Origin of the sequence: Streptomyces sp. H27-H5 (assembly GCF_026627505.1) — a bacterium.
Lineage (GTDB): Bacteria > Actinomycetota > Actinomycetes > Streptomycetales > Streptomycetaceae > Streptomyces.
On record NZ_JAPNLK010000032.1, the window covers coordinates 49,792 to 71,637 of the forward strand.

At 74.2% G+C, this 21,846-nt stretch carries 14 protein-coding genes; 13 read left to right on the plus strand and 1 reads right to left on the minus strand.

Annotation, left to right across the window (positions count from 1 at the left end; all coding sequences use genetic code 11):
- The first annotated feature begins 18 nt into the window (after positions 1–18).
- The 5 genes from OTB19_RS17765 (at position 19) to OTB19_RS17785 (ending at position 13,261) form a co-directional block, all read left to right on the plus strand.
- A complete protein-coding gene (locus tag OTB19_RS17765) occupies positions 19–5,715 on the plus strand; it encodes a type I polyketide synthase (protein ID WP_267799246.1) in 5,697 nt (1,898 codons plus the stop codon).
- Positions 5,712–8,861, plus strand: coding sequence for a non-ribosomal peptide synthetase (locus tag OTB19_RS17770; protein WP_267799247.1), 3,150 nt, complete (start codon positions 5,712–5,714; stop codon positions 8,859–8,861). The genes OTB19_RS17765 and OTB19_RS17770 overlap by 4 nt, the downstream gene beginning before the upstream one ends.
- A 70-nt stretch (positions 8,862–8,931) precedes the next feature.
- Positions 8,932–10,740 carry a non-ribosomal peptide synthetase gene (locus OTB19_RS17775; RefSeq protein WP_267799248.1) on the plus strand — a complete coding sequence of 603 codons (1,809 nt, stop codon included), beginning with the start codon at positions 8,932–8,934 and terminating at the stop codon, positions 10,738–10,740.
- Positions 10,737–11,960 (plus strand): argininosuccinate synthase-related protein, encoded by a 1,224-nt coding sequence (locus tag OTB19_RS17780; RefSeq protein ID WP_267799249.1) that lies wholly within the window; start codon positions 10,737–10,739, stop codon positions 11,958–11,960. Before OTB19_RS17775 ends, OTB19_RS17780 begins: the two co-directional genes overlap by 4 nt.
- Positions 11,957–13,261 (plus strand): ATP-grasp domain-containing protein, encoded by a 1,305-nt coding sequence (locus OTB19_RS17785; protein ID WP_267799250.1) that lies wholly within the window; start codon positions 11,957–11,959, stop codon positions 13,259–13,261. Before OTB19_RS17780 ends, OTB19_RS17785 begins: the two co-directional genes overlap by 4 nt.
- An 85-nt stretch (positions 13,262–13,346) precedes the next feature.
- Here the strand turns inward: OTB19_RS17785 and OTB19_RS17790 are convergent, their stop codons facing one another.
- Positions 13,347–14,522, minus strand: a complete 1,176-nt coding sequence (locus OTB19_RS17790) for a PP2C family protein-serine/threonine phosphatase (protein ID WP_267799251.1) — start codon at positions 14,520–14,522, stop codon at positions 13,347–13,349.
- 222 nt (positions 14,523–14,744) lie between these two features.
- Between OTB19_RS17790 and OTB19_RS17795 the strand changes: the two genes are divergently transcribed.
- The 8 genes from OTB19_RS17795 to nadE all read left to right on the plus strand — a co-directional run bounded on the left by OTB19_RS17795 (position 14,745) and on the right by nadE (position 21,686).
- Positions 14,745–15,323 (plus strand): MarR family winged helix-turn-helix transcriptional regulator, encoded by a 579-nt coding sequence (locus OTB19_RS17795; RefSeq protein WP_267799252.1) that lies wholly within the window; start codon positions 14,745–14,747, stop codon positions 15,321–15,323.
- 234 nt (positions 15,324–15,557) lie between these two features.
- Positions 15,558–16,781: a PP2C family protein-serine/threonine phosphatase gene (locus tag OTB19_RS17800; protein ID WP_392897339.1), complete on the plus strand. Its 1,224-nt coding sequence runs from the start codon at positions 15,558–15,560 to the stop codon at positions 16,779–16,781.
- Positions 16,763–18,481, plus strand: coding sequence for a sensor histidine kinase (locus OTB19_RS17805; RefSeq protein ID WP_267799253.1), 1,719 nt, complete (start codon positions 16,763–16,765; stop codon positions 18,479–18,481). The genes OTB19_RS17800 and OTB19_RS17805 overlap by 19 nt, the downstream gene beginning before the upstream one ends.
- On the plus strand, positions 18,478–18,936 hold the full coding sequence (locus OTB19_RS17810; protein ID WP_267799254.1) for a response regulator: 459 nt from the start codon (positions 18,478–18,480) through the stop codon (positions 18,934–18,936). The genes OTB19_RS17805 and OTB19_RS17810 overlap by 4 nt, the downstream gene beginning before the upstream one ends.
- Positions 18,937–19,008: 72 nt before the next feature.
- Positions 19,009–19,389, plus strand: a complete 381-nt coding sequence (locus tag OTB19_RS17815) for an STAS domain-containing protein (protein WP_267799255.1) — start codon at positions 19,009–19,011, stop codon at positions 19,387–19,389.
- A 105-nt stretch (positions 19,390–19,494) separates the two neighbouring features.
- On the plus strand, positions 19,495–20,058 hold the full coding sequence (locus OTB19_RS17820) for an ATP-binding protein (RefSeq protein ID WP_267799256.1): 564 nt from the start codon (positions 19,495–19,497) through the stop codon (positions 20,056–20,058).
- 370 nt (positions 20,059–20,428) lie between these two features.
- Positions 20,429–20,749, plus strand: coding sequence for a hypothetical protein (locus OTB19_RS17825; RefSeq protein ID WP_267799257.1), 321 nt, complete (start codon positions 20,429–20,431; stop codon positions 20,747–20,749).
- A gap of 106 nt (positions 20,750–20,855) precedes the next feature.
- Positions 20,856–21,686 carry an ammonia-dependent NAD(+) synthetase gene (gene nadE / locus OTB19_RS17830; RefSeq protein WP_324289501.1) on the plus strand — a complete coding sequence of 277 codons (831 nt, stop codon included), beginning with the start codon at positions 20,856–20,858 and terminating at the stop codon, positions 21,684–21,686.
- Positions 21,687–21,846 lie beyond the last annotated feature (160 nt).

The following is a 21,846-nucleotide window of genomic DNA, read 5'->3' on the forward strand; positions in this document are numbered from 1 at the left end:
CGAAGGAGAAGACACCGCATGACCATTCAGGACACCAGGGAACCGGGATCCGCCGATACGGCGGACCTGCCGGACGCGATCGCCGTCATCGGCCTCGCCTGCCGGTTCCCCGGCGCGCGCGACGCCGACGCATTCTGGGCGAACCTCGTGGACGGCCGGGAGAGCGTCGCGTTCCGCACGCCCGGGGAACTCGCGGCCCTCGGGGTCCCGGCCGAGCGGCTGGCCGACCCCAGGTTCGTTCCGGCGGGCGGTGTCCTGGACGGCATCGACGAGTTCGACGCCGAGTACTTCGGGATCCCGCCCCGCGAGGCGGCGCTCATGGACCCGCAGCACCGGCTGTTCCTCCAGTGCGCGGTGACCGCGCTGGAGGACGCCGGCGGGCGGGCCGAGGGCTTCGACGGATCGATCGGCGTGTACGCGTCGGCGGGCTTCAACTCCTACCTCACGCACCACCTGTTGCCCCACGCCGGGGAACTGGGCGACCGCGCGGACGTCCAGTGGCTCGCCTCCGGGGACAAGGACTACCTGGCCACCCAGACCTCGTACCGGCTCGGGCTCACCGGGCCGAGCATGAGCGTGCAGACCGCCTGCTCCTCCGCGCTGGTCGCCGTACACCTGGCGGGCGAGGCGCTGCTCAGCGGCGAGTGCGACGTGGCCCTGGCCGGCGCGGTGTCGGCGGGGGTCGCGCAGGGGCACGGCTACCTGCATTCCGAGGGCGGCATCCTGTCGGCCGACGGACATTGCAGGCCCTTCGACGAGGCCGCCACCGGCACCGTGTTCGGCAGCGGCGTCGGCGTGGTCGTCCTCAAGCGGCTCGCCGACGCGGTGGCCGACGGCGACACGGTGCGGGCGGTGCTGCTGGGCTCGGCCGTGAACAACGACGGTTCCCGCAAGGTCGGGTTCACCGCTCCCGGCATGGACGGTCAGGTCCGGGTGATCTCGGCCGCGCAGGCCGTCGCCGGGGTCACGCCCGACGAGGTCTCCTACGTGGAGGCGCACGGCACCGCCACCGCGCTCGGCGACCGCATCGAACTGGCGGCCCTGGCCAAGGTCTTCGGAGCCGACCCGGACGCGGAGCGGGTGCTCGGCGCGGTCAAGTCGAACGTGGGACATCTGGACACCTGCGCCGGCATGGCCGGGTTGATCAAGACGGTGCTCTGTCTGCACCACCGCACGCTCGTCCCCACCGTCCACTTCGAGCGGCCGACCGACGGCCTGGCCGAGACGGGGTTCCGCGTCCTGACGGCGGCCGAGGACTGGTCCCGTCCGGACGGGACACGGATCGCGGGCGTCAGCTCCTTCGGGATCGGCGGCACCAACGCGCACGTGATCCTCCAGGACCCGCCGCCGCTGCCGCGCCCCGCCCGGCCCGCGCCGCGGGCCACCGGGTGGGAGGTGCTTCCGCTGTCCGCGCGCACGCCCGAGGCCCTGGAGCGCGCCGCCGCCCGGCTGGACGTCGCGCTCGCCGCGCCCGACGCGCCGGACCTCTTCGACGCCGCGCACACCCTCCAGACCGGGCGCACCGCCCACGCCTGGCGCGCCGCGGTCCCCGTGCCGCGCCGCGGCTCCGCCACGCCGATCACCGCGCTCCGGCCCGTCCGGGCCGCCGACCGCGAGCCGGACGTCGTCCTGCTGTACCCCGGCCAGGGCGCCGGGGCGCCCGGCCTGGCCGCCGAGCCGTACGAGGCGGAACCCGCCTTCCGCGAGGCCCTGGACCACGCGCTGGAGGCCCTGGAGCCCTGGACCGGGGCGACGCCCCGGGCGCTGCTGCTGGACCCCGCGCACCCGGACCTGTTCGACCGCACCGAGGTGGCGCAGCCGGCGCTCTTCGCCGTCGAGTACGCGCTGACCGCCTGGTGGACGGCCGTGGGGATCCGCCCCGTCGCGCTGGTCGGGCACAGCGTCGGGGAGTTCGCCGCGGCGTGCGCCGCCGGGGTGTTCACGCTCCGGGACGCGGCCCGGCTGGTCGCCGAACGGGGGCGGCTGATGGCGGGCATGGCCCCGGGCGCGATGCTCGCGGTACCGCTCCCCGAACGGGAGACGCGAGCCCACCTGGACCTGCTCGGCCGGGAACTCGGCCCCGACTGGGGGCCGTTGCCGGAGCTCGCCGCCGTCAACGCGCCGGACCGCTGTGTGGTGGCGGGCGACCCGGGGACGGTGGACCGCTTCGCCGCGCTGCTGGCCGACCGGGGGGTGACGGGCCGCCCGCTCGGCGTCCGGCACGCCTTCCACAGCCGGCACGCCGACCCGCTGGTGGAGGAGTTCACGAAGCTGGTGGCCTCGGTGCCCGCCCAGGTGCCCGCCGTCACCGTGGTGTCGACCCTGACGGGGCGCGCCCTGACGCCGGAGGAGGCCCGGTCGCCCGAGTACTGGGCGCGGCAGATGCGGCGGACCGTACGGTTCGCGGACGCGCTCGCCGCCCTGCCGGAGGGGGCCGTGCTCGTCGAGGCGGGCCCCGGGCAGGCCCTGTCGGGGTTCGCCCGGCGGAGCCCGGGAGCCGAGCGGCTCGTGCTGCCCTCGCTGTACGCCCCGGACACCGGCGCGGCGCAGGGCCGCCCGCCGGCCCGGTTGACCGCCGTCGCCGGGCTGTGGGAGCGGGGGGTGGCCCTCGACTGGTCCGCCCTCGGGGAGCGGGCGGGGCGTCGGCACGTGCCGCTGCCCGGTTACCCGTTCGAGCCGGCCCGCCACTGGTTCACGCCGACGGCCGCCCCTCGCGGCGACGGGTCCCTTCCCGGGGCGTCGGAGCCCGCCGGTACCGCTTCCGTCGGGGCCGCAGGCAGCGCCGACACCTCCGCGTCCGCAGGATCCGTGGACGCGTGGCTGCGCGTGCCGTCCTGGTCGCAGGCGGCGCCGCCCGTCGCCGACCCGCACGGCGTTCCCGGTACGGTGCTGCTCCTCGCGGACGAGGCAGGGTTGGCCGAACGGATCGCCGCCCGGCTCCTCCGGGAGGGCGCCGAGGTCCACACCGTACGGGCCCTCCCCCGCACCCCCGCCGACCCCGTGCGCGCCGACCCCGTGCGCGCCGACGGCGCCGCGACCGGGCGGCCGCCCGCGCGGGTGCTCGACCCCGAGGACCCCCGCGCCTTCGCGACGCTGGTCGGCGAACTGGCCGACCTCGGCCACGTGATCGACACGGTCGTCTCCTGCTGGGCGGTCGACGCCCCCGACGCGGAGCGCGCCGACCCCGAGGAGGTGGCGCGGGGCGCCCTGCTCGCCCTCACGGTGCCCGCCGAGCTGGCGCAGGCCCTGAGCGGCGCCTTCCCCGGCCGGCCGGTACGGATGCTGCTGGTCAGCGACGGGGCCCACGGTGTGCAGGGCCGTCGCCCCCGCACCCCGCAGGCCGCCACGGCCATGGGTGCGGTACGGGCGCTGCCCGGCGAACTGCCCGGGTTCACCCTGGGCGCCCTCGATCTGGACTGCGCGCCCCACGACGCCCCGGCGCTGGAACGCGCCGCCGACGCGGCCCTCGTCGAGCTGCGCGCGGCGGGGCCGGCGGCGCCACTGATCGCCGTCCGGGGGCGGGCTCGCCTCGTGCCCGGCTGGGACCGGCCCGCGCTGCTCGCCGACGACGAGACGACGGGCTCGCCCACCGCGGCCCTTCCGGGCGGCGGTTGGCTGATCACCGGCGGTCTCGGCGGCATCGGCCTGGCCGTGGCCGGGCGCCTCGCCCGGGACGGCGGCCGCACGCTGCTGCTGATGGGCAGGCGTCCGGTGCCGGACGGTCCGGGCTGGACCACGATCCGCCCCGCCGGCGCCGCGCCGGCCCCCGACTGCCCGCCGGAGCAGGCCCGGGCCCTGGCCGAACTGACCGGGCACGGGGCGGCCGTCTGCCTCGTCCAGTGCGACGTCACCGACGCCGGGGAACTGAAGTCCACCCTCGGGCGGATCCGCGCCGCGCACGGCGCCATCGCCGGGATCGTGCACGCGGCGGGCCTGCCCGGGGGCGGCACGATGGCCCTGCGGAGCCGGCGGGACGTGGCCGGGGTCCTGGCCCCCAAGGTGCGCGGGACCCTCCTGCTGCACCGGTTGACGGCCGACGACCGCCCGGCCGTCGTGCTGTGTTCCTCGGTCCTGTCCGTCACCGACGCCGCCGGGCAGGCCGACTACAGCGGCGCGAACGCCTTCCTGGACAGCTACGCGCACACCGACGACTCCCTCGTGTCCATCGGCTGGGACCGCTGGTCGGAGACCGGCATGGCGCTGCGCCACGCCCTCGGGAACACCCCGGACGAGCCGGGCGACCCGCTGGACCACCCGCTGTTCGAGGCCCGTCACACCGGCGGGGACGGTTGGACCGCGCTGAGGCTGCGCACCGGCCCGGACATCGACTGGCTGTCCGCGGAACACCGGCTGTCGGACGAGCCCGTGCTGCCGGGCACGGCCCTCCTCGACCTCGCCGTCGCGGCGCACGCCCTGGTGGCGGGTCCGGGGCCGGTCGAGCTGGACGCCGTGTTCACCCGCCCGCTGTGGCTGCCCCGGGACCGACCGACGGTGGTGACCGTACGGCTGCGTCCCGCTGCGGGAGGCGGGCACGACTGGGAGGTGTGCTCGTCCGCGTCCGCCCGACCGCACGGCCAGGGCCGGATCGCCGCGTACGACGGCCCCGCCCCCGAGCGGAAGGTCCCCGACGTGACGGCTCCCGACGTGACGGCCGTCGCCGGGGGGGCCGCGACCGGTGCGCTCCGGCGCCCAGGCGCCCCGACCGGGGAGGACGCCCCGACCGGCGCCGTCGGACTGACCACCGGCCCCCGGTGGGACTGCCTCGACGGGATCCGCCGGGGCGACGCGGAGGCGGTGCTGACGCTGCGCCTGCCCGAGGCGTTCCACGACGACCTCGCGGCGCATCCGCTGCACCCGGCGTTGCTGGACGTGGCGACGGGCGCCGCGGCCGGCGTGTCGGGGCGTCATCTGCCGGTCGCCTACCGGCGCATGACCGTGCACCGGGAGCTCGGCGCGGCGCTGCGCGCCCACGTGGTGATGCGGTCCGGCGACCCCGCGGCCGACGACACCCTGGTCGCGGACGTGTTCCTCACCGCACCGGACGGCTCCCCGCTGGTGACGGTCGAGGGGTTCGTGCTGCGCGCGGCCACCGCGCCCGGCGGGGCGGACCGCCCGGGTGCGCCCGGCCGACCGGCGGACACCGACGGGATTCCCACCGGGCGGGGTCTGCTCGCCCTCGAACGGATCCTCGCCAACCGTCACCTGCCGCACGTGCTGGTGAGCCCGCGCGTCGGCCGGACGCAGCCGCCGCCCGGCACGACCGCCGCACCGGCGGCCACCCGCCGCACCGAGGCCCCGGACGACGCGGCGCGGCCCGTGGACCCGGACGACGTCGGGCAGCGGATCGCCGAGGTGTGGTCCCGGATGCTGGGCGTGCCCGGGATCGGCGCCGACGACAGCGTCTTCGAGCTGGGCGCGGACTCCCTGACCATCGTGCAGATCACCGCCGAACTCCAGCGCATCGGTCTGGCCGTGGCGCCGAGCGACCTGTTCGCCCACCCGACCGCGGGCGGCCTCGCCGCCCACCTCCGCGACGCGGCCGAGGCCGCGTCCGGGGAACGCGCGGTGTCCGGGACACCCGGGCCCGGACTACCGGCCCCCGCCGTCGACACACCGCCCCGCGCGGACACCGGCGCCTTCCCGGACGCCGATCTCAGCACCGAGGACCTGGCACAGGTCATGAACCTGTTCGGGTTCGGAGAGGACAAGAAATGAACAACATCGAGGACATCTACCCGCTCTCGCCCGCCCAGGAGGGCATGCTCTTCCACAGCACGACCTCTCCGGAGCACGGCCTCTACGTGGAACTCACCACCTTCCGCGTCAGCGGGAACCTGGACGTCCAAGGCCTCACGGCCGCCTGGCAGGCCGCCGCCGCCCGACATCCCGTCCTGCGCACCGCCTTCGTCCACGAGCGGATCAGCGCACCGCGCCAGGTGGTCCTGCCGAGCGCCGAGGTGCCCGTCGACTTCCGGGACCTGTCGCACCTCGACGGGGCGGCCCGCGACACGGAGATCGCGGGCGAGCTCGACCGCAGGCGCCGCGAGCCCTTCGACCTGACCCGCCCCCCGCTGATGCGGCTCCTCGTCCTGCGCCTCCCCGACGAGCACCTCCTCGTGTGGACCTATCACCACCTGCTGCTCGACGGCTGGTCGGCCGCCCTGCTGATGGCCGAGGTCACCGCGACGCTCGGCGGCGCGGACCCGGGTCGCCCGGCGCCACCGCCGTTCCGCGACCACATCGCCTGGCTGCGCGATCAGGACGCCGACCGGGACCGGGAGTTCTGGACCGGGCACCTCGCCGGGTACCGGGAGCCGGCCACCCTCACGCTCCCCGGGGCCCGTCCCGGGGCCCGCCCCTCGGGCGACTACCGCAGGGTGTCCACGACCCTGCCGGCCGGGACCACCGAACGGCTGCGAGCCCTCGCGGCGTCCCGCTCGACCACGCTCGGCAGTGTGGTGGAGGCCGCCTGGGCCGGAACCCTGGCCCGGTACAGCGGCAAGCAGGACGTGGTGTTCGGCGTCACCGTCTCCGGCCGCCCCGCCGGCCTGGAGCGGGCCGCCGAGATGATCGGCATGTTCATCAACACCGTCGCGACGCGCGCCCGGATCGATCCGGAACTGCCCGCCGACGCCTGGCTTTCGCGGTACGCGCAGGCCCGGCACCCCATCCTGGAGCACCAGCACACCCCGCTGACCGACGTCCAGCGGTGGGCCGGCCTGCCGCCGGGCGTCGCGCTCTTCGACTCCGTGGTCGTGTTCGAGAACTACCCGGACGAGTCGCGGGCCGTGCTCTCCGGCGGCGCGGTCATCACCGACGTCCGCTATGAGACCCGCACGAACTACGCGGTGACCCTCGTCGTGCGGACCGGTCGGGAGACCCACCTTCAGGCGATCGTGGACTCGGCCCGCTTCGGCGAGGGCGAGGCCGAGGCCCTGCTCACCCACGTCGCGGCCGTCCTCACCCGGTTCGCCGACCGGCCGCAGGCGCCCGTGAGCGAACTCCTCGCCGTCCCCGAGCCGGTCCGCGCGCTCCAGCTCGACCGCTGGAACGGCGCCGACATCGACCGGACCCCGCCGCGCGCGCTCCTGGCCGACCTGATCGGCGACGCCGTCCGCGACCGCCCCGACCACCCGGCCGTGGTCGCCGGATCGACCACGTACGACTACCGCGCACTGGACGCGCGGGCCACGGCGCTGGCCCTGCGGCTGGTCGACCTCGGGGTGCGCGCCGGCGACCGGGTGGCGGTCTGCCTCGGCCGCGGGGCAGACCTGGTCACCGCGCTGCTCGGCGTCGCACGGGCGGGCGCCGCGTTCGTGCCGCTCGACCCCTCCCACCCGGCGGACCGGATCGCGTACGTACTGAAGGACGCGGCCCCCGCGCTGGTGCTCACCGACGGCACGCCGCTGCCGGGGCCGGAGTCCTGGAACGGCGCCGTGCTCGACCTTTCCCGGGAGACCCTCGCGCACGGCGCAGGCGAGGACGGCACCCGACCCGACCCGGCGGCCCTGCCCGACGCGGACCCGGACGGGCTCGCCTACCTCATCTACACCTCGGGCTCCACCGGCAACCCCAAGGGCGTCGCGGTCGGCCACCGGGCGCTCGCGAACCTCGTGGACAGTCTGGCGTCGCGGCACCCCGGGCTCACCGCCGAGGACCGGTTCCTGGCCCTCACCACGCTGACCTTCGACACGTCGCTGGCCGAGTTGCTCGTACCGCTGGCCGTCGGCGCGACCGTCCACGTCGGCCACCGTTCGCTGGGGCTGAGCGGCACCGAGCTGGACCGGTACGTCGAGCGGCACGGCATCACGGCCCTCCAGGCGACGCCCTCCCGGTACCGGGCGCTGCTCGACTCCGGTTGGCAGGGCGTGGACCGGCCGCGGCTCTACAGCTGCGGCGAGGCGTTCCCGCCGGACCTGACGGCCCCGTTGACCGAGCGCGGGTCGAGCGTGTGGAACATGTACGGGCCCACGGAGACCACCGTCTACTCCAGCGTGGAGGAGATCCGCAAGGACACCGTGCGGGTGACCGTGGGGCGTCCCCTGTCCAACACCGTGCTGCGCGTCCTCGACCCGTTCGACGGGCTGCTGCCGATCGGCTGCGTGGGCGAGCTGTGCATCGGTGGCGACGGGGTCGCCGAGGGCTACTGGAACCTGCCCGAACTCACGGCGGAGCGCTTCGTCGGAGACCCGTTCACCGGGGGGCGGACCCGGATGTTCCGCACCGGCGACCACGCCCGGGTGCTGCCCGACGGGCGGGTGGAGGTCCTCGGCCGGATCGACCGCCAGCTGAAGCTGCGCGGGTACCGGATCGAGCCGAGCGAGATCGAGGCGGTGCTCCTGGACCTGACCGAGGTCGCGGGGGCCGCCGTGGCCGTGCGGGACGGCCGGCTGGTCGCGTGGACCGTGCCGGCGGACCGCTCGACCGTGCTCGAACCGGCTTGGTTGGCGGGTGAGTTGCGACGCCGGCTGCCGTCGTACATGATTCCGGAAACCTTCGTGGGGCTGGCCGAGCTGCCGATGACGCCGGCGGGCAAGACGGACCTCCTCGCGTTGCGGGCGCCGCTGCCCGCGCCGGAGGGGACGCCCGACGCCCCCGCGCCGGAGGTCGCCGGCACGACGGAGGCACAGGGGCGGGAGGAACTGGTCGCGAAGCTGTTCCGGGACGTGCTCTCCCTGCCCGAAGTCGGGCTCGACGACGACTTCTTCGAACTCGGCGGCGACTCGCTGCGGGCGATGCGGCTGGCCTCCAAGCTCCAGGCCGAACTCGGCGCCGAGTTGGACATCGAGCTGTTCTTCGACGCCTCCACGGTCCGTGAACTGACGGCCGCCCTCGCCGAGGCCCTCCCCGAATCCGGCTGACGACACGGCCCGGGGCGCGCCGCGGGCCGGCAGAGCAGACACACACCACACACCGATGGGAACACGCGTGATGGCCACCCTTCTCGAACCGGCCGACGACCGGCTCGACACCCTGCTGTTGAGACGGTGGGACGGCGCCCCCGAGCGGGTCGCCGTCGTCGACGGCGACCGGGAGATCACCGCGGGCGAGCTCCGGGACCGGTGCCTGCGGGTCGCCTCGCTGCTGCGGCGGCGGGGGGCCCGTCCCGGAGACCGGGTGGCGGTCTACGTGGAGCGCTCCGCGGAGTTCGTGGTGGGCGTGAGCGGCGTGGTCCTCGCCGGCGCCGCCCAGGTCGCGTTCGACGCGAACGACCCGGTGGAACGCACCCTCGACATGCTGGCCGACTGCCGGCCCCGGCTGCTGATCACCACCGAGGCCCTCCGGTCCCGGCTCCCCGCCGGGCTCGACGTCGAGGTGGTGACGGTCGAGGAGTGCGCGACCGAGGCGCCGGTCGGCGCGTTCGAGCCGGCCGCCGATCTGGCCGAGCAGCCCGCCGTGGCCATCTACACCTCCGGCTCCACCGGCCGCCCCAAGGCGTCCCTCATCCCGCACCGGGCGGTCACCAGCCGCCTGAAGGCGCTCCAGCGCGCCCACGGGCTGGGTGAGGACGACCGGATGCTGCACCACACCGCGTGCAGCTTCGACATGTTCCTCATCGAGGTGTACTGGCCCCTTATCACCGGTGCCACGATCGTGATCGCCGCGCCGGGACGCCAACGCGACGCCGACTACCTCGCGCGGATGATCCGCGAGGCGGACATCACCACCTTCTACTGCGTGGTCTCCCTGCTCGACCTGTTCCTGTCGGCCCGCGGCCCGGAGGAACGCTTCGACGGGCTGCGCCGGGTCCTCACCGGCGGGGAGCCGCTCGGCCCCGAGCTGGTCCGCCGCTTCCACGCGCGGTCCACCGCGCCGCTCACCAACCTGTACGGGCCGAGCGAGTGCACGATCTACTGCACGGCGTGGGTCCCGCCCCGGGACCCGGAGCCGGACACCGTGTACATCGGCTCCGCCATCGAGGACACCACGTTGCGGATCCTCGACGAGGACGGCCGTCCGGTGGCCGACGGGGAGCCGGGCGAGCTGTACATAGGCGGCGCCGGTCTCGCCCTGGGCTACCTCGACCGCCCCGAGCTGACGGCCGAGCGGTTCGTCCCGGACCACCTGGGCGATCCCGGCGACCTCCTCTACCGTTCCGGGGACCTCGTGCGGAGCCACCCGGTGGGCGGGCTGGAGTTCCTCGGCCGGGTGGACCTCCAGGTGAAGGTGCGGGGCTACCGCATCGAGCTCGGTGAGATCGAGGCCGTGGCCCTGCGCGTCCCCGGGGTCCGCCAGGCGGCCGCGGTCGCCTGCGGGTCCGGCGGCGAGGCGCGCCTGGTCGGCTTCCTGGTGGCCGGGCCGGGCACCGACCCGGAGGCCATCGCCGCGGCCGTCCGCGAGGCACTGCGTTCCGCGCTGCCGGGGTACATGGTTCCCGCCGCCCTCACCGTGCTGTCGGAGCTGCCGCTGACCGCCAACGGCAAGCTGGACCGGGCCCTGTTGGCGGACCGGGCCCTGACGGCGCTGCCGGCCACCACGGCGCGGGAGACGCCCGCCGCGGAGGCGGGCGAAGTGGAGAAGCTCGTCGCCGACGTCTGGTGCCAGGTGCTCGGCCTGCCGGCGATCGGTCTGCACGACGACTTCTTCGACATCGGCGGGGACTCCTTCAAGGTGATCCGTGTGACGCGGAAGCTGGAGAAGCTGCTCGGCTTCGAGGTGCCGATGCACCTGGTGTTCGACGAGCCCACCGTCGCGGGGTTCGGCGCCGCCCTCGCCGAGCGGCAGGAGGAGGAACAGTGAGACCCCGGACCCTGATCCGTTCCTTCGACGACCTCCGCCTCCACGCGCCCGACCTGTCCTCCCCCGTCGTCACCCTCTTCAGCGGGGGCCTGGACAGCACGTACCTGCTGCTGCGGCTGGTGCGGGCGGGAGTACGGGACGTCCACGCGCTCAGCGTCGACCTCGGCGAGGACGAGAGCAGCGCGTGCAAGCAGGCGATGGCCGACCAACTCGGCGTCCGGCTGCACCTGGTGGACGCCCGCGAGAGGTTCGCGCAGGAGTACGTCCGCCCCGCGATCGCCGCGCACGCCGTGTACCTCGACACCCACCCGATCAGCAGCTCCCTGAGCCGGCCGCTGATCGCCGAGATCGCCGTGGACACGGCGCGCGAACTCGGCGCCGGCACGGTGCTGCACACCGCGAACCGCTCCCAGAACACCCTGCGCCGGCTCAACGGGGCCTTGGACCTGCTCGGGTTCGCGGGGCGCCACGGCAGCCCGTACGACCTGACGCCCGTCGACCGGGACCGGAAGATGCACGAGCTGAAGGAGGCCGGGCTCGACCAGTTGAACGAGCGGCTGGTCAGCGGCGACTCCAACCTGTGGTGTCGGGAGTTCGAGTCGGGGATCCTCGACGACCCCGAGGACCACGCCGTGCCGGAGGAGCTGTACCGGTGGAGCGTGCCCCGGCCCGGGGCGGGGCCGGAGGAGATCGAGATCGGGTTCGACCGGGGCCGGCCCGTCTCGGTGGACGGTCGCGCCCTGCCGCTGACGGAGCTCGTCGAGACGCTCAACCGACGGGTCGGCGCGCACGGCATCGGCCGCTACTCCGGGCTGGAGCACCTGACCGGGGGACAGAAGGTCCTGGAGGTCAGGGAGATGCCGGCGGCGACCCTGCTGCTGCGTTCCCACCGACACCTGGAGACGGCGACGCTGCCCGCGGAGACCATCAGGGAGAAGATGCACCAGGAGCAGATCTGGGTGCGCGAGGCGCTGGAGGGCCGTTGGTTCGACGGTCTGCGGCGGGCGAGCCAGGCCTTCGTCGACGTCTGCTCGCAGCGCGTCACCGGCACGGTGCGTTGGCGGCTCGGGGCGGGTACGGCCGTGACGCGGGCCATCGTCGCGCAGGAGCCGCTCTACCTCCGGGACCGCGAGGCGTGGGAGCACGCCTGCGTCGCCGCGGAGCAGAGCTCCTTCGGCCCGGCTCGCGAACCGAACCCGGAAAGGGTGTCCCGCACGTGACGCGCACCGACGGCCCCGGGGGCGCGGCGCGGGCCCGGGACCTGCCCGTGTTGGCCGTCGTCTACGGGCGCGGCGCGGCCACCCCGCTGGGGCTCCTGGACACGGCGCGGGGGCGCTGCACGGTGGTCTTCCTCGGCGACCTGGGCGATCCCCTGGTCGCCGCGGACCTGGCACCGGTGTCGAGGAGAACGCGGGTGGTGGACACCCGGGGGCTGACCGAGGAGCAACTGTGCGCGCTCGTCGTCGGGTTGGGGCCCGACGGGGTGGTGACGTTCAGCGATTCGCTGCTCCGGGCGACCGCGGTGGTGGCGAAGGCGTGCGGTCTGCCGTTCCACAAACCCGACACCGCGGACGTGTTGGTGGACAAGTTCCGCCAGCGCGAGGCCCTGGCGTCGGCCGGGGTCCAGAGCACCGTGTGCCGGCTGATCCGCTCCGCCGGTGACCTCGCCCCGGCGCTGGCGGCGACCGGGCTGCCGGCGGTCGTCAAGCCGCGGGCCGGGTGCAGCAGCACGGACACCTGCCGGGTGGACAGCGCGGAGGAACTCGCCGCACGGTACGCGGAGTTCACCGACGGGGTGGCGGAGCCCCGCGCGTACGTACTGGAGGAGTACCTGGTCGGCGACCCCTCGGCGGTGGGGGATTTCTGGGGCGACTACGTGTCGGTCGAGTCGGTGACCCGGGAGGGTGACACGAGGACGGCGGGGGTCACGGGCAAGTTGCCCCTGGCGTACCCCTTCCGGGAGACCGGCCTGTTCGTTCCGGCCGAGCTTCCCGAGGACCTCGTCGCGCAGGTGGTCCGGCTGGAGCGGCGGGCGTTGCGGGCGCTGGGCGTCCGCGAGGGGGTGACCCACACGGAGATCAAGTTCACGCCGGAGGGTCCCCGGGTGATCGAGGTCAACGGACGCATCGGCGGCGGCATCTCGGACATCCTGAAGCGTTCGTCGGGAGTCGACCTGCTGGCCCACGCCGTCGAGTCGGCGCTGGGTGCCTTCGACCCGCCCGAGCCGGTGCTCGGGCTCGCCGGAGCCGACCGCAGGGTCGCCTTCCAGTACCTCGTGTCCCCGCCGTCGGACGCCTGTGTGCCGGGCGGGGACGAACTCCTCGACGACCTCTACGACATCCCCGGCGTCGAGCTGGTGGACGTCGTCATCGACCCGGGGTGGCGGGCCGACTGGCGGGCGGGGACCGAGTGGATCCTGGGGACGGTCTACGGCTCGGTCCCCGGGTTCGCCGAGCTGCGGGTCACCCTCAAGGCGGTCCAGGACCGGATGGGCGCCTTCTGGTCCGAGGTGGAGGGCTGACACCGGCCCGTCCGGGCGGAGTCGGCCGGGCCGCGGCCGGCCCGCACGATCGGGGCCGCCCCTTCGCGCGGGCGGCCCCCGGCGATCAGGCGCCTCGCGCCGGGCGGCCCACCCAGTCCAGGCACAGCACCGTGGCGTCGTCGGTGGACTCGACGCCGGCGCCCCGGTGGCCCGCGAGGTGTTCCAGGATCGCCCCCGGCACCTGGGAGGGCGGCAGCAGGCGGGTGCTGGTGACGGCCCGGGCGAGTGCGCGCGTGCTGTAGCTCTCGCCGCCCGGCGAGGCCACGTCGTAGACCCCGTCGCTCGCGAAGATCAGCCGGTCCCCCGGCTCGGCCCGGAAGTCCTGGCAGGTGTAGACCGTGTCCTCGAACATGCCGAGGGGCAGCTGCGCCTCCAGCTCCACGGTCTCGACGTTGCCGTCGCGCAACCGCCAGACCTTCGGCGACCCGGCGTCGACGATCTCGACGCGCCCCGTGTCCAGGTGGAAGTCGAGCAGGAGCATCGCCAGATGGCGCTCGCCCCGGTACTGCCCGTAGACCGCCTGGTCGGCGAGGGAGGCCTGGTCCACCAGGCCGAGCCCGGCGCGGCGCGCGTTGCGCACGGCGTTGACCGCCAGGTTCGTCAGCAGCGCGGCGTCGATCCCGTCGCCCATGCCGTTGTTGACGCCCAGGAACAGGTGGTCGGCCGAGGTCGACCAGTCGAAGCTGTCGCCGTAGATGGCGTAGGCGGGCTCCAGCTGTGCGCCGAGGCTGTACTCGGGGCGGGCGCAGGAGCGGCCGGGGAGCAGCTGCCACTGCATCTCGGCGGCGAGGGTCAGCCGGTCCGTGCGCCGTGCCTGACGGAAGAGGTCGGTGTCCCGTTCGGCGACGAGGAGCTCGTGGGCGAGCGCGTCGGCCACGAGCCCCAACTCGTCCCCGATCTCGGGCGTACGGGCGGCCCGGGGCAACGTGACGCTCAGCACTCCGAGCCGGTCGCCGCGCACGCTCACCGGCAGGTGGACGGTGACCCGCTCGCCGCCGTCCACGAGGTACGGCTCCTGGGCGCCGAAGGCCCGGCCGGGGGCCGTGGAGTACACCGACACCGGCTCGGCGTGGTGCGGCGGCGTGGTCAGGGGCTGCAGCCGGGTCATGGCGTAGTCGGCCAGCAGCAGCTCGACGGACAGCGCTCCGTGACGTGCGACCAGCAGCGCGCGGATCTCGTCGAGCAGCTCGTGGGGTGCCGCGGCGCGCAGGATGCGCTCCACCGAATCACTTGGGGGCACGGGGTGCGGCCTGCCTCTCCTCTTCGTGGGTGTGGACGCGATGTGTGCATCCGGTAGAGGAGTGTCACACGCGTCGCGGGCCCGGGCGTACCGGTGCGCCGCCAACCCCGCCCCGGGCGCCGGGTTCCGGGCCGGACGGGCGTGGCGCGCCGTTCCTCGGCCGTGTCGGGCGGGACCGGGCGGAAGCGACATCAGGGGCGTGACGGTGGCAGAGTGGGCCTCATGCCCCCTCTCGACGGTCCCCCCGGCACGGAAGCGCGTGCTTCCGTGACGATCGGCGCGGTCGCGGAGCTCCTCGAAGTGCTGCTGGCGCGCGGCCAGGACGCCACGACCCCCGCCATATCGCCGTCGCAGCTGCGCGCGCTGCTCGTCGTGGAGCAGTTCGAGGGCATCAACCTGCGCACCCTGGGCGCGATGCTCGGCTCCCGACCGCCGTCCGTGACGCGTCTGTGCGACCGGATGGAGGCCATGGGGTTGCTGACGCGCTCGCGCAGCCGGACCAGCGGGCGCGAGGTCGAGCTGTACCCGACCCGGCAGGGCCGGGCGTTGCTGGACGAGTACCGGGCGATTCGGTTGCGGGAGCTGTCCGCGGTGCTCGACCGGATGGAGCCGGCGGCGATCGAGGCACTGGTCGTGGGTCTGACGGGGGTGCGGCAGGCGGCGGAGGACCTCGCCGCGGGGGCGCGAGCGGCGGCCGCCGGGGCGCCGGTGGCCGCGCACGGGGCCGCCGACCGGGCGCGGGCCGTACGGGGAGCGGGTATCGGACCGTCGCGGACCACCCGACTGTCCGACACGGCCTGAGGTCCTCGCGACGGGCGGGCGACGGATCCGGGCGACTGGTCAGACCCGGATGATTGACCAGTTAAAATATTGCCCGATGGCAAATGATCGCTCTAGTCTCGCTCCGGACGCACCAGGCGCCCGTCGGGCCTGCGCATTGTGTGGCGAGAGGGGAAAAGCAACGCCATGGGGAGCGCTCTCGGCCTGGGGTCCTCGCACCCTGCCGACAACCCGCCACCGCTGTCACACACAGTGGTGAGCCCGGCTCGGCAGGCCACGTCGATCGAGGAGGACCGCTCCCGCGCGCTGTGGAGCGGCCTTCCCCCGCGCGTCCTGCTCATCGAGGACGACGAGGGCGACGCCCTCCTCGTCGAGGAGCTGGTCGCGGACAGCGGGGTCGACGTCCGACTCGGTCGCGCGGGCTCCCTCGCGGAGGCCCTGCCCCGGCTGAAGGGCGAGGCGCCGCAGTGCGTCCTGCTGGACCTGCACCTGCCCGACGCCCACGGACTCGACGCCCTCAACAAGGTGCTGGCCAACGCCGCCGAGGCCGCCGTGGTCGTCCTCACCGGCCTCTCCGAGGAGCAGGCCGGTCTCGCCGCCGTCGCGGCGGGGGCCCAGGACTACCTGGTCAAGGGCCGCCTGGAGCCCGACGTCTTCATGCGCGCCATCCGGTACGCGATCCAGCGCAAGCACACGGAACTCGCGGCGGCCTCCCTCCAGGCGAGCAGGCTGCGCGCGGAGGAGAACTCCCGACTGGAACGCGGCCTGCTGCCCACGCCGCTCCTGCTGGACGACACCGTCGCCGTCTGTGCCCGCTACCGGCCCGGTCGGGCCCAGGCGCTCCTCGGCGGCGACTTCTACGACGTCGTCCAGACACCGGACGGGGCGACGCACGCCGTCGTCGGTGACGTCTCGGGGCACGGCCCGGACGAGGCGGCGCTGGGCGTGTGCCTGCGGGTGGCGTGGCGGGCGTTCGTCATGGCCGGCGCGCGCGGTCAGGACCTTCTGGAACTGTTGGAGAAGATCCTGGTCGCCGAGCGTTCCGGGCCCGAGATCTTCGCCACCCTCATCGCGGTCACCCGGCCGGCGGGAGCACCGCACATCAGCGTGCAGCGGGCCGGCCACCCCGGCTTCCTGGTGCGCTCCTCGGCGGGCGTGCGCCTGGAAGAGGTGCCCGGCGGACCCGCCCTGGGCATCGTGCCCGACTGGGACACCCGGTGGCCCGTCGTCCGGGTCCCCGTCGAGAACGCGGGGGCCGTGATGCTCTTCACGGACGGCCTGATCGAGGGCAGGATCGGCTCCGGCTCGGACCGCCTCGACGAGGACGGGTTGCTGGACATCGCCCGCCGACACAACGACCTGCCCGCCGACGCCTTCGTCGACACCCTGATCCACACCGCCCAGAGCCTCGCCGCGCACAGCGGGGGGCTGGCCGACGACGTCGCCGTACTCCACCTCGAATGGAACACCTCCTTGTGAGTGCCCCGGACCCGACCAACCCCCCGACCCCTCGAGGCGGCCGTAGCGGCCGTACCGGGCTGAGCCTGCGCGCGTGGTTCATGACCGTGCTGGCCCTGCTCGGCGTGATGGCCGTCGTCACGGCCGTGGTCGGCGCCGCCCTGCTGTCGAACACGACCGCGGCCGGCGACCGGCTCGTCGACCGGATCGCCCCGGCCCAGCGGGAGGCCCTCAGGCTGGAGTCCGCCCTGCTGGACCAGGAGACCGGGGTCCGCGGCTACCAGCTGACGCGCGACCCGAAGCTGCTGGAGCCCTACGAGCGCGGCCTGGAGAACGAGCGCGCCTCGTCCCGGAGGCTGGAGACGCTGCTCGACGGCGAGAGCACCGCCAGGACCGACCTGGCGGCCGTCGAGGAGGCCGCGCGCACCTGGCAGGAGTCCTTCGCCGTGCCGACCCTCGCCGCGGCGAAGGCCGGGACGGCCGGGCCGTCGGTCCAACTGGGCAAGGACCGATTCGACGAGGTCCGCGAGCGGATCAAGACCCAGCAGACCCGGCTCGACAGCGTGCAGGCCGACGCCCGCACCACCTTCGCGCAGGCCCGTTCCGAACGCGACCACGTCCTGTTCGCGATCGTCGTGGCCTTCCTCGTGACCGGCCTCTGCCTCGCCGGACTCCTGCAGATGAGCGTCGTCCGGCCGTTGGCCGAGGTCCGGGCCGCGTCCCGGCGGGTGGCCGCGGGCGCGTTCGACGAGGAGATCCCCGAGACGGGGCCCTCCGACCTGCGCTCCCTCGCCCGCGCGGTGGAGGCCATGCGCCGCCGGATCGTCGCCGAGCTGACGGCCTCCCGGCACAACGCGGAGGAGCTGAAGCGGACCGCCGCGGACCTCGACGCCCAGGCGGTCGAACTGCGCCGTTCCAACGCCGAGCTGGAACAGTTCGCGTACGTCGCCTCGCACGACCTCCAGGAACCGCTGCGCAAGGTCGCCTCGTTCTGCCAGCTGCTGGAGAAGCGGTACGGGGACCGGCTCGACGAGCGGGGCAGCCAGTACATCGGGTTCGCCGTCGACGGCGCCAAGCGCATGCAGGTCCTCATCAACGACCTGCTCACGTTCTCCCGGGTGGGCCGGGTCCAGGACGCGCGGGAGACCGTCGCCCTGGACGCCACCGTCGACCGGGCCCTGCGCAACCTCGCCACCGCCGTCGAGGAGAGCGGGGCCGAGATCGTGCGGCCTGAGCGCCTGCCCTCGGTGTCGGGCGACCCCACCCTGCTCACCATGCTCTGGCAGAACCTCGTCGCCAACGCCGTGAAGTTCCGCTCGCCCGATCGCCCCGCGCGCGTCGAGATCGCCCTGCGCGACGACGAGGAGGGGGCGGGGGCCGAACCCGGCTTCCACACCTTCACCGTCACGGACAACGGAATCGGCATCCCGGCCGAGTTCGCCGACAAGGTGTTCGTCATCTTCCAGCGCCTGCACGGCCGGGAGACCTATGGCGGCACGGGGATCGGCCTGTCGCTCTGCAAGAAGATCGTCGAGCACGCGGGCGGTCGCATCTGGATCGACACCGCCCACACCGGCGGAACGCGGATGGTCTTCACCCTGCCCGTACTCCCCCACGACGGGTCCGCGGCCGCCACCGATTCCGGCTCCGTGACAGGATCCGATGCCGGCTCCGTGAACGCGAACGCGACCGTACCGACCACCGAAGGAAGTACCGCATGAGCACCCCTGACTCCAGGCCGCAGAACCAGCCGGCGGAAGTCCTGCTGGTCGAGGACGACGCGGGTGACGAGCTCATGACCCGTGAGGCCTTCGAGGACAACAAGATCGGCAACACGCTGCACGTCGTCCGGGACGGCCTGGAGGCCCTGGACTTCCTGTACCGCAGGGGCGACCACACGAACGCCCCGCGCCCCGACCTGATCCTCCTCGACCTGAACCTTCCCAAGTACGACGGTCGGCAGGTCCTCGAACAGATCAAGAACGACCCCGAGTTGAGTCACATCCCGGTGGTCGTCCTCACCACGTCGGCGGCGGAGGAGGACATCCTGCGCAGCTACAAGCTGCACGCCAACGCCTACGTGACCAAGCCGGTGGACCTCGACCAGTTCATCCGGGCCATCCAGCAGATCGACGACTTCTTCGTCACCGTGGTGAAACTGCCGCGGTCCGTCTGATTCGAGCGCCGCGACCGGTGCGACCGGTCGGGCCGGATCAACCGACATCGGAGAGAGAGAAAGGTGGAGCACATGGACGCTCACACGTTCCCGAGTGGCGATGACGCGCGGTGCCGCGTCGCAACGCGTTCCGAGGGCGACGTCCGCGTCGTGGTGATGGCGGGCGAGTTCGACATGGACAACGTGGACGAGCTGCGCAGCGCCCTGGACCCGGAGGCCGCCGGCGTCGCCCGGTACGTCCTGGACGTCGCGGGGGTCACGTTCGCGGACTCGACGACGCTGAGCGTCATGCTCCAGCCCGCCCTGAGCCGTCCCGTGATCCTGGCCGGGGTGGTGCCGCCCCGCCTGGGCCGGCTCCTCGACATCACGGGTGCCTCCCAGGTCTTCGCTGCGGCCCCCACGCTGGCCGAGGCCATGGTCATGACCGTGCCGTCCCAGCGCCGTCGAACGTGATCCGCGGGCCGGGGAGGGCACCGGTGTTTGCCGCTGCGATTGCCGGCGCGGCTACAGGGCAGTCGAGTAGCGTCCGCGTCTGACGGGACCGATGAGGAGGTGAACGTGCGATACGACGTGAACGGACCGGCGCAGCCCGTTCCGCACACCGCCATGGAGGCGCGGGACCGCGTGCGGTTCCTGCTGGGCCCAGCCGGTCTCGTCGGTGTCGGCCCGGACGGGGAGGACGTCCTGACCGACGCGCTCCTCGTGACCTCGGAGCTGGCGACGAACGCCATCCGGCACGGCGGCGGAATCAGCGGGTTCAGTGCCTCGGTGTCGGAGAACGGTCTGCGGCTGAGCATCACCGACCCCAGCGGTGACCGTCCCGTCACCCTGCCCCGCCAGGCCGGGACGTTCCTCGCCGGCGGCTTCGGCTGGCCCTTGATCCAGCGCCTCTCGCACAGCGTGACCGTCACCCTCCTGCCGGCGGGCGGCAAGCGCATCACGGTGCTCGTACCGCTGGCCGCGCCCGCCGTGGCGACCGACCGGACCGGGCCCCTCGACAGCGAGCGCGACTCCGCTCTCGACCGCGACCTCGATCACGTCCTGGGCTCCGATCACACCCTCGGCCACGCCCTCGACCGCGACCTCGATCGCGTGTCACGACGGAGTGATGCCGCGTCATGACCGGTCGCCGGGCGATCGGGAACGGTCACGACCGGGCGCCGGGAGGCGCGTTCATCCGCATGCTGAGATGCGACGCCACCGGCCGGGATTCTCGTGGCAGACTCCCCGCCATGCCGCACCAGTCGATTATCGGCGCCGGCGTGCGGGCACCGGACTGACCGAGCGATTCGCCCTCGGTCCCACCGCCCGCACGCAGACCTCTCGCATCCGCGAGGGGTCTTTTTGTTTTCCTCCCCCGCCCTGCGCCCCGACCGCCGACCGCCCTCCGACCTCGACCGCCGAACCCGACAACGGCCCCGACCGCCGCCCGCGGCCGGCGCCGCCCCCGTCGTCCACGGCCCGTTCGCCTCCCAGGACAGGAGCCCGCCCCATGACCGTCAGCGACACCCTCCCCGCCCTCGACATCGCCGTACGCCGGTCCGCGTCCCGCGCCGAGCTGCCCGCCCCGCAGGACGCGGAGGAGGACTCGTACGCACTGACCGTCACGCTCCGGGACGGCGGGCACGCCCTCTCCCGCATCGTGACCGTGCTGAACAGCCTGTGCGTCACGGAGCTGACCTTCCGGACGTCGAATCAGGCGCCCGCGCTCTGCGAGATCGTCGTGCCGGCCGCGGACGCCCCCCGCGCCCGGGCCAAGCTGCTGCGCTGCGTCCACGTACTGGACGTCACGGCCCGCCGGGTGCGCCGCTGAGCCCCGTGGGGTGACCCCCCGGACCCCGGACCACGGCGAGGACCTGCCCGGACGTCCTGGGTAGGGTGGCGCGACAGCACATCGTGAACAGGATCAAGGAGCAGACGTGAGCGAGCCGGCGTCCATCGCCCTGCAGCAGGAGATCGCCCGGGAACTGGAGGTCGCCGAGATGTTCGAGGCCGAGCGGGAGATCGAGCGTCGGGTCGCGTTCCTCGCCGAGCGGCTGACCTCCACCGGTCTGCGTTCCCTGGTGCTCGGCATCAGCGGCGGCGTGGACTCCACCACTGCGGGCCGGCTGTGCCAGCTCGCCGTCGAGCGGGCCAGGGCAGCCGGGCACGAGGCGCGTTTCCACGCGATGCGGCTGCCCTACGGGGTCCAGGCCGACGAGCACGACGCCCGGCTCGCGCTCTCCTTCATCCAGGCCGACCACGTGCTGACCGTGGACATCAAGCCGGCGAGCGACGCCGCCCTGGAGGCCTCGCTGGCCGCCGGAGTGGAGTTCCGCGACGCCCATCACCAGGACTTCGTGCACGGCAACATCAAGGCCCGGCAACGCATGATCGCCCAGTACGCGGTGGCGGGCGCGCACGACGGCCTGGTCGTCGGCACCGACCACGCCGCGGAGGCGGTGTCGGGGTTCTTCACCAAGTTCGGTGACGGCGCGGCGGACCTGGTCCCGCTGACCGGGCTGACCAAGCGCCGGGTGCGCGCCGTCGCGGACGCGCTGGGCGCGCCCGCCGAACTGGTGTGGAAGACCCCGACGGCCGACCTGGAGAACCTCGATCCGGGCAAGGCCGACGAGGACGCCCTCGGTGTCACCTACGACGACATCGACGACTTCCTGGAGGGCAAGCCGGTGGACGAGTCGACCTTCGCCACCATCGTCGGGCGCTACCGCCTCACCGACCACAAGCGCCGACTGCCCGTGGCCCCCTGACCCTCCGGCGCCGATCGGCGGCCGAGCGGGAGGCGGTACGGCGGTACGGCGGTACGGCGGTACGGCGGTACGGCGGTACGGCGGTACGGCGGTACGGCACCGGAACGACGCGTCGGGTGCGGCGGTGTGCGGTTCATCCGGCCGGCGGAACAGCGGATGC